General features: G+C 78.6%; 1 protein-coding gene. It reads left to right on the top strand.

All coding sequences use genetic code 11. The annotated features are described in order from the left end of the window. Positions 1-23: 23 nt before the first annotated feature. A partial coding sequence (locus E1291_RS40955) for an acyltransferase domain-containing protein (protein WP_207401249.1) occupies positions 24-2,519 on the top strand: 2,496 nt, incomplete at its 3' end.

Here is a 2,519-nt window from a genome sequence, read left to right as displayed (position 1 = left end):
CGGCCGGCGCGGAGCACCCCGGCGTGGTCGGGCCCGCGGTCGCGGGCGCCGAGCCCGCGGCGCCGGTGCTGGTGTTCCCGGGTCAGGGGTCGCAGTGGGCCGGGATGGGCGCGGAGTTGCTGGAGTCGTCTCCGGTGTTCGCGGCGCGGATCGCCGAGTGCGAGCAGGCTCTTGCCCCGTATGTGGACTGGTCGTTGACCGGGGTGCTGCGTGGGGACGGGTCTGAGCTGGCGCGGGTGGACGTCGTGCAGCCGGTCCTGTGGGCGACGATGGTGTCGCTGGCTGCGGTGTGGGCTTCTCATGGGGTCGTCCCTGCCGCGGTGGTGGGCCACAGCCAGGGCGAGATCGCGGCGGCATGCGTCGCCGGGGCGCTCTCCCTCGGCGACGGCGCCAAGGTGGTGGCTCTGCGCAGCCGGGCGCTGCGCGGGCTGGCGGGCGGCGGCGCGATGGCCTCCCTGGGCGTGGGCGAGGAGCAGGCCGAGGCGCTGCTGTCCGGCGACGTGACCGTCGCGGCGATCAACGGGCCGTCCTCCACGGTGGTGTCCGGGACGCCCGAGCACGTGGCGGCCGTGGTCGCGCGAGCCGAAGCACAGGGCCTGCGCGCCCGGACGATCGACGTCGACTACGCCTCCCACGGCCCCCAGGTCGACCGGATCGCCCCGGAGATCGCCGCACGGCTCGCCGGGGTGACCTGGGCGGCCACGGAGACCGCCTTCTACTCCACGGTGACCGGGGAGAAGACCGACACCGGCGGCCTGGACGCCGGGTACTGGGTGACCAACCTGCGGCGTCCCGTCCGGTTCGCCGCCGCCGTGGACGCGCTCCTCGACGCCGGGCACCGGCTGTTCATCGAGGTCAGCCCGCACCCGGTGCTGGCCGTGGGCATGCAGGAGACCTTCGAGCGGGCCGGGGCGGCGGCCACCGCCGTCCCGACGCTGCGCCGCGACCAGGGCGGCCGGGACCGGCTCGCGCGGGCGCTCGGCCACGCGTTCACCGCGGGCGCGGCGATCGACTGGGCCGGCTGGTTCGGCGCGGCGGACCCGGCCGGGACCGGTCCCCGGACCGTGGACCTGCCGACCTACGCGTTCCAGCGGCGGCGTTACTGGGCCGAGGACGGCGCCGCCCCCGGAGGCGACCCCGCCGGGCTGGGCCTGACGGCCGCCGGGCATCCGCTGCTCGGCGCCGCCGTCGAGATCGCCGAGGGCGGCACCCGGCTTCTCACGGGGCGGGTGCCGGCGTCGGGCGGCGCCGGCTGGCTCGCCGACCACCGGGTCGGCGGCACCGTCCTGGTGCCCGGCGCGGCGCTGGTGGAATGGGCGCTGCGGGCCGCCGACGACGCCGGCCGCGCCGGGGTGGCGGAGCTGACGCTCCGCGAGCCGCTGGTCCTGCCGGCGGCGGGCGGCGCGCGGGTACAGGTCGTGGTCGGCCCGCCCGGCGATGACGGCGGCCGGGACGTGCACGTCTACTCGCGCCCCGACCGCGACGACGAGGCCCCGTGGGCGTGCCACGCGTCCGGCGTCCTCGCCCCCGAAGGCGACGCGGGCCCGCCGCCCGAGAACCTCGGCGGCGCCTGGCCCCCGGCGGGCGCGCTGCCCCTCGACGTGAGCGGCCTCTACGAGCGGGCGGCGGACGCCGGATACGGCTACGGGCCCGCCTTCCAGGGGTTGCGCGCCGCCTGGCGTGACGGCGACGACGTCCTGGCGGAGGTGACCCTGCCCGAGGAGGCGGGGCGGCCCGGCGGGTTCGGTGTCCACCCGGCGCTCCTGGACGCCGCGCTCCACGCGACCCTGCTCGCCGGACGGCCGGACGACACGGCCGGTGACGGGCAGGTGTGGCTGCCGTTCTCCTGGAGCGGCGTCACGCTGTGGGCCGGGGACGCGACGTCGGTCCGCGTCCGGCTGTCCCCCCTGCCGGGGGAGGGGCGCGGGATGCGGGTGGTCGTCGCGGACACGGCCGGAGCCCCCGTGCTGAGCGCCGACGCGGTGACCCTGCGTCCCGCCGACACCGCGCGGCTCCGGGCCGCGGGCCGCCACGGTGCCGACGGCCTCTACACCCTGGACTGGACGCCCCTCCCAGATTCCACGGTGTCTGATTCCGTGGCGTCCGATTCCGTGGCGTCCGACTCCGGGGTGCCCGGCGGGGAGGGCTGGGCGGTGCTCGGCCCGGACCTCGCCGCGCCCGGCCTCCCCGTCCACGACGACCTCGGCGCGCTGGTGGCGGAGATCGACGCGGGCGCCGCCGTCCCGCCGGTGGTGCTGACGCGCGTCGCGTCCGCCGGGCAGGAGGGGCCCGGCGCGGTCCTGGACGCGCTCACGCGGATCCAGGCGTGGCTGGCCGAGCCGCGCTTCGAGGACGCCCGGCTCGTGCTGGTGACGTCCGGCGCCGTCGCGGACGGCGACCCCGACCCGTCCGCCGCGGCGGTCTGGGGCCTGGTCCGCGGCGCCCAGGCGGAGCATCCCGACCGGTTCGTCCTGCTCGACGCCGACCCGGCCGCGGCGCCCCCCGGCGGCCTGGTGGCC

It is taken from the genome of Actinomadura roseirufa (genome assembly GCF_900659635.1).
In the GTDB taxonomy this organism is placed as follows: Bacteria; Actinomycetota; Actinomycetes; order Streptosporangiales; family Streptosporangiaceae; genus Spirillospora; species Spirillospora roseirufa.
The sequence above is the reverse complement of the archived record's forward strand: the minus strand, read 5'-3'. Positions and strand labels throughout refer to the sequence as shown.